This is a genomic window from Pseudoalteromonas sp. Z1A8 (assembly GCF_011378855.1).
Lineage (GTDB): Bacteria > Pseudomonadota > Gammaproteobacteria > Enterobacterales > Alteromonadaceae > Pseudoalteromonas.
The window spans coordinates 43,202-49,201 of record NZ_WTLB01000033.1; the positions used below are offsets into that span (position 1 = coordinate 43,202).

Annotated in this window: 7 protein-coding genes; 4 read left to right on the top strand and 3 right to left on the bottom strand. The window is 36.6% G+C overall.

Going from position 1 to position 6,000, the window contains the following annotated elements; all coding sequences use genetic code 11:
- Positions 1-156: 156 nt before the first annotated feature.
- Positions 157-1,635, top strand: a complete 1,479-nt coding sequence (putP, locus tag GQR55_RS13530) for a sodium/proline symporter PutP (RefSeq protein WP_166421015.1) — start codon at positions 157-159, stop codon at positions 1,633-1,635.
- 273 nt (positions 1,636-1,908) lie between these two features.
- Here the strand turns inward: putP and GQR55_RS13535 are convergent, their stop codons facing one another.
- Positions 1,909-2,226: a YebG family protein gene (locus GQR55_RS13535; protein WP_165742291.1), complete on the bottom strand. Its 318-nt coding sequence runs from the start codon at positions 2,224-2,226 to the stop codon at positions 1,909-1,911.
- A 313-nt stretch (positions 2,227-2,539) separates the two neighbouring features.
- On the opposite strand from GQR55_RS13535, the gene GQR55_RS13540 reads away from it, so the two are divergent.
- Positions 2,540-2,836, top strand: a complete 297-nt coding sequence (locus GQR55_RS13540) for a helix-hairpin-helix domain-containing protein (protein WP_165728711.1) — start codon at positions 2,540-2,542, stop codon at positions 2,834-2,836.
- A gap of 24 nt (positions 2,837-2,860) precedes the next feature.
- Here the strand turns inward: GQR55_RS13540 and GQR55_RS13545 are convergent, their stop codons facing one another.
- Positions 2,861-3,163 carry a DUF6170 family protein gene (locus tag GQR55_RS13545; RefSeq protein WP_165728712.1) on the bottom strand — a complete coding sequence of 101 codons (303 nt, stop codon included), beginning with the start codon at positions 3,161-3,163 and terminating at the stop codon, positions 2,861-2,863.
- A 1-nt stretch (position 3,164) separates the two neighbouring features.
- A complete protein-coding gene (gene dsbB / locus GQR55_RS13550) occupies positions 3,165-3,683 on the bottom strand; it encodes a disulfide bond formation protein DsbB (protein WP_165728713.1) in 519 nt (172 codons plus the stop codon).
- A 529-nt stretch (positions 3,684-4,212) separates the two neighbouring features.
- Here dsbB and fadR point away from each other — a divergent pair.
- Entirely contained in the window at positions 4,213-4,926 is a 714-nt protein-coding gene (gene fadR, locus GQR55_RS13555; RefSeq protein WP_004335692.1) for a fatty acid metabolism transcriptional regulator FadR, read from the top strand.
- Between the two features lie 363 nt (positions 4,927-5,289).
- The gene (locus GQR55_RS13560; RefSeq protein ID WP_166421016.1) at positions 5,290-5,895 is read left to right on the top strand and encodes a peroxiredoxin C; all 606 of its coding nucleotides are present in this window, start codon (positions 5,290-5,292) and stop codon (positions 5,893-5,895) included.
- Positions 5,896-6,000 lie beyond the last annotated feature (105 nt).

A 6,000-nucleotide genomic window follows, 5' to 3' on the forward strand; every position in this document is an offset into this window, starting at 1 on the left:
ATTTTTACATCAGCTAGAAGTAACAAGTTGGAGATTTTATTATTAAGCATGATATAGTCAGCGAGAATGGTTTTACCCCAATAGTGTCTTAACTATAAAACTTTAAGAGTCATTATTTGGATAAAGCCTATTATTAATAATTATGCGGAGGCTAATTTGGAAACAGGAATGATTATTTCACTAGCATTATATTTTATTGTAATGTTAGGTATCGGACTATATGCATATAAGCAATCTACTGGCGATGTATCAGGTTACATGCTAGGTGGACGAAATCTATCTCCAAGTGTTGCTGCACTGTCTGCAGGTGCATCTGATATGAGTGGTTGGATTTTAATGGGCCTACCTGGTGCGATGTTTGTTACTGGTTTTAGTAGTACATGGATAGCAATCGGTTTGGTGATTGGTGCTTGGTTAAACTATCTGTTAGTTGCACCAAGATTGCGTGTGTACACTGAAAAAGCAAATGACTCTATAACAATCCCAGATTACTTTTCAAATCGCTTCAATGATAAGTCTAACTTATTACGTGTTGTATCAGCAGTTGTGATTATAGTCTTCTTTACTCTTTATACATCATCAGGTGTTGTAGCTGGCGGAAAACTATTTGAAAGCTCATTTGGTCTAAGTTATGAAGTGGGTTTATACATTACAACGGGTGTTGTAGTTTTATATACTTTGTTTGGTGGTTTTTTAGCGGTTAGCTTAACTGACTTTGTGCAAGGTTGTATTATGTTCATCGCACTGATTCTAGTGCCTACCGTAGCATACTCTTTACTAGAACAACCTCTAGAGTCAACTCTGCATAGCGTAAACCCAGATATGCTTAACTGGATTGGTGCAGGCTCTGCATTAGGTATTATTTCTGCAATGGCGTGGGGCTTAGGTTATTTTGGTCAACCACATATCATTGTTCGCTTTATGTCGGTACGTAGTGTTAAAGATATGCCTAAAGCTCGCCGTATTGGTATGACATGGATGATTGTTGCTGCCCTTGGTGCTGTTGGTACTGGTATATTTGGTGCTGCTTATACTTATGAAAATAATATTGTAGTTGAAGATCCTGAAACGATTTTCCTAATTCTTTCTGAGTTATTGTTCCACCCACTTATTGCTGGCTTTTTACTAGCTGCAATTTTGGCTGCTATCATGAGTACTATCTCATCGCAATTGCTAGTAAGCTCAAGTTCATTGACTGAAGATTTATATAAAACATTTTTACGTAAAGATGCTAGCGACTTTGAATTAGTTACTGTTGGTCGAATTAGCGTTGCATTTGTTGCCCTGTTTGCAATTTATTTAGCGTACGATAGAGATAGCTCTATTTTAGACCTAGTAAGTAATGCATGGGCAGGCTTTGGTGCTGCTTTCGGTCCATTGGTACTGTTCAGCCTTTACTGGAAACGTATGAATTTTGCCGGTGCGTTATCGGGTATGTTAGTAGGTGCGTTTACAGTGCTTGTTTGGGTTTATGGTCCGTTTACTATTAATGGTGAAAGCTTAAGTAGCTTTATGTACGAAATAGTACCTGGCTTTATTTTATCTAGTATCGCAATTGTTGTTGTTAGCTTAGCTACAAAAGAGCCAGAGCAAAACATTACCGCTTTATTTGATGAAGTAGAAAAAGAGCTTTAAATAGCAATTACTACTCATTTTTGAATGAGTAGTAATTAATACCAATCCGCAATAATACTTAATTATTTTTCGGGGCTAATGTGTTGCTACTGGCATTAAAAATTATCATTTAGAACAACTAAATATCGAATTTTTTGCCTAGCTATCAACACGTTTTTTTATCCTTAAAATAGATCACTTAATTAAGTGAATTGATATAATAAAAAAGGGAGCAACTTAGTTGCTCCCTTTTTTATTTAGTTTGTCCCGTCCGAGGAAAGGGCAATCTACGAATTAACTTGCTTTTTTATCGTTGCTATCTTCAATTGATGCAACATTATCTGACTTTTTACTTTTTGTTGGCGCTTTGGCAACAACGGGATCTTTGCCGCCCTTTAATATAGTCATAAAGTCATCTTTGCTTTTCGCTATTTCTAAAGCAAGTGATTCAATTTGTTGCTCACTAAGCGGTACGTCTACCTTTTCTAGCATTAGCTCAAGTGATTCTGCTATATCGAGCATCTTGTCATAAGCATCAGCTTCTTTTTTGGTAGTAAACGTCATACGCTCGACTCCGTTTCGTTCTACAACATATTTAACAACAACAGCCATGATTTCTCCTGCAAAATTGCTTGGCACCGTGGTTTGTAAAAACCATTAGATTACTGTTTTTATGTACAGTAATGGTTTGCAAGTAAATTTGCAAGCGTGAAGTATTAATTTTTAGGTGTCTTAAATTTGACAAAAAACGGTAACTTTACTTTAGTTAAGCAATCACTTTGTTGTACCAGCTGCATTTTCAGGATTTCGGATCATAGTGATAATGCGCTTAGGTACACTTTAAGTGATGAACTTTACAGTTCCTTATTTATTGATTTCCTGAGCAATACTCAAAATTAAGAAAAGAAGAATAAGGGCAAGTTTAATGAAAACGTTAAAAAATTTACTCATCATAAGCTTATTATGCTTACTACCTGCAACTACCGTATATGCACAACTATCGGAAGTAACCAAGCAAATGCCTCAAGTTGAGACAATTAGTATAAATAATGCTGATGCAGATATGCTTGCTAAGCTACCGGGTATAGGTAAGAAAAAAGCGCAGGCAATTGTGGATTATCGTGAAGAAAACGGTGAATTTAAAAGCGTCAGTGATTTATCGCAAGTTAAAGGAATTGGTAAAAAACTATTAGCTAAATTAGAGGGGAAAATTTCACTTTAAAGCTATTAAGTAATAATCAGGGCGCTATGCGCCCTGATTAAATTGTTTTAATGCATCGCTTAAGTGCTTTTTAGCAAAGTTAATTTCAATAGGTGTTGTTAATAGCGGATAGCAAAGCCCACCAAGTATCAAAAACGGGATTAATATCCAACCTTTAAATACCGTGAATATTAAAAATAGTGGACTTAGTAATATTAATTTAATAATACGTAGTAACACTTTATCAGTTGGCGATAACATACTTAACGAAAGTGCTATTACGTCCTGGCGCTTGCGCACTTTTAAGTGTTTAAGATCATCTAATTGGCTTGAAAAAAAGGTAAACATATTAAATCGACTTTTTTGTTATTAAGCGGCTAATCACTAAAGCAAACAAAGTGATTGAGAATAGCGCAAATATAATTTCCATCCAAGCAGGCATGCTCAAACCAATAAACTGCCAATCTATATTTCCACAATCCCCGGTCGCCTGAAAAAAGCTAGGTATCCATTCGTGTAACGGCATAAACGATGGGAAGTTTGGTTCAAACTCACAGCTAAATGCAAAAGGGTCTGTGGTGGTTTGCATATCAATATGCTCGCGAGCTATAAGGTATCCCCAAACACTCGATACACCCCAAATTACATACGCTAATATACGAACTGCTTTGCTCTGTGGTTTAGTCGAACCTACAATGCCTGCACCTAATAAACCCAGTACAGCGGTACGTTGATATATGCACATTATGCAAGGCGCCAATCCCATTTGGTATTGAAAGAAAAGGGCGGTCACTTCAAGTAAAAAAACGATAGCTGTAAATAAAAGCCACGGGGTACGTTGGGTGGGTAATTGCGCAAGCCAGTTCATAAAAATTCCGCGTTTAAATAAGACGTTAGATTATGACCTAGGATAATGTATGCGGCAACAAAAAGGAAAAAAAAGCTACCGAAGTCGCTTTTTGTAAGATGAAATTATTGACCACTCAATCCAGCCTCAGCAGAGGTTACATGATGCTCTACTTAGTTCCCATTGATACATGAGCTTAGTTATAAACTTTGGTGCATTGCCTGATCAATTCTTTAAAGTTGCTGTTAGAACGCTCTGTTGCATAGGTGTTCCTTTTTAATGTACTTATGTGTATTAAGTTTATTCAGTTAAGTATGGTGTAAATAAAAATATCAATAATTACAATGTACCTACAATGAATATTGCTCTGTATATTTATACATTGTAGCGATATTAGAGAAACCTAAATTTTATTATTTATTAATCTTTAATTTCTACTCATTTGCTTATTAATATACCTGACTTTACTTGTTAGTTATGCTTCGTCTGGTACAATCAGTCAGTTATTCGTGTAAAACGATGAGTGTTGATTAATTCGAGTGGGAACTGGATGAGAATTTTTAAAGCGAAAAGCCCAGCAGGATTTGCTGAAGAATATATAGTTGAATCTATTTGGAACGGCGATTTCCCTCCAGGTTCAATTCTACCTGCCGAGCGAGAACTTTCAGAGTTAATTGGTGTAACAAGAACGACCTTGAGAGAAGTATTACAGCGTTTAGCACGTGATGGCTGGTTAACAATTCAGCATGGTAAACCAACAAAAGTAAATAACTTTTGGGAAACGTCTGGCTTAAATATTCTTGAAACACTAGCGCGCTTAGATGAAGACAAGATGCCAGAGCTGACAGATCAGCTTTTATCTGCACGTACTAATATTAGTGCTATTTATACACGTGCTGCAATTAAGTTGAATCCTGAACGTGTAATTGAAATTTTATCACAAAGTCATGAGCTAGAAGACACTGCGCAGGCATTTGCTGACTACGATTATAAAGTTCATCACGAATTAGCCGTTGCGGGTAATAACCGTATTTATGTATTAATACTCAACGGTTTTAGAGGTTTTTATTCAAAGATTGGTTGTCATTACTTCTCTGATGCCGGAACTCGTGAACTTGCTCGTCAGTTTTATAAAGATTTAACAATCTTAGCAGAGAATAAAGAGCACGATGGTGCTATTTCGATGATGCGTAAATACGGTCATCAAACAGGTGAGATTTGGCAGAAAATCCGTGGCGATATGCCCTCAGATATAATGGATTAAATCTAAACGAGAAACCTGCATTTGCAGGTTTTTTTGTGTTTATAAAAATTAAGCACCACAGCATATAAATTTTAAACAATCTATGTATTAAACTCTCTTCCATCTAATTAAAAACTTCCTCTAATCACAGCGCAACTTATACATGAGAATAGATTTATTATTCACGTGTATTAGTAAAAGTTATGAGTGTTCGTTATTTTCGATTGCTCACATCGTTAAATGCGATTGTTCTTTTGCAGGGAATAACTTTAGAATGCCAATTAATTATATGTACGCGCTATTGGTTTTTAATTTTTAGCGCCCATATAAGTACCAGCATTGCGAAAGCAATTGAAAACAAACTCAAAATATTTGGAGAATAAAATGGGTGTATTAGTAGGCCGCCAGGCACCAGACTTTACCGCTGCAGCAGTTCTTGGTAATGGTGAAATTGTAGATAGCTATAACCTTCATGAAACAATTAAAGGTAAAAAAGCAGTTATCTTCTTTTACCCGCTAGATTTCACGTTTGTATGTCCTTCTGAACTTATTGCTTTTGATAAGCGTTTTGAAGAGTTTCAAAAGCGTGGCGTAGAAGTAATTGGTGTTTCTATCGATTCACAATTCTCACATAACGCATGGCGTAACACGGCTGTTGCAGACGGCGGTATTGGTAAAGTTCAATACGCACTAGTTGCAGACGTTAAACACGAAATTTGTAAAGCGTATGACGTTGAGCATCCAGAAGCGGGTGTTGCATTTCGTGGTTCATTCTTAATCGACGAAGAAGGTAACGTACGTCACCAAGTAGTGAATGACTTACCATTAGGTCGTAACATCGACGAAATGCTTCGCATGGTTGACGCACTAGCGTTCCACACTGAGCACGGTGAAGTATGTCCTGCTGGTTGGACTGAAGGTAAAAAAGGTATGGACGCAAGCCCTGAAGGCGTTGCTAAGTTCTTATCTGAAAACGAAGGCGATCTATAATTTAGCCCTTAGTTTTAAATAAAAAAACCGCCAATTGGCTAACACCATTCAGTTAAGCATGTTTTGACTTAATGGTGTACCGAGTTTTTGAAATTCGAACGGTCC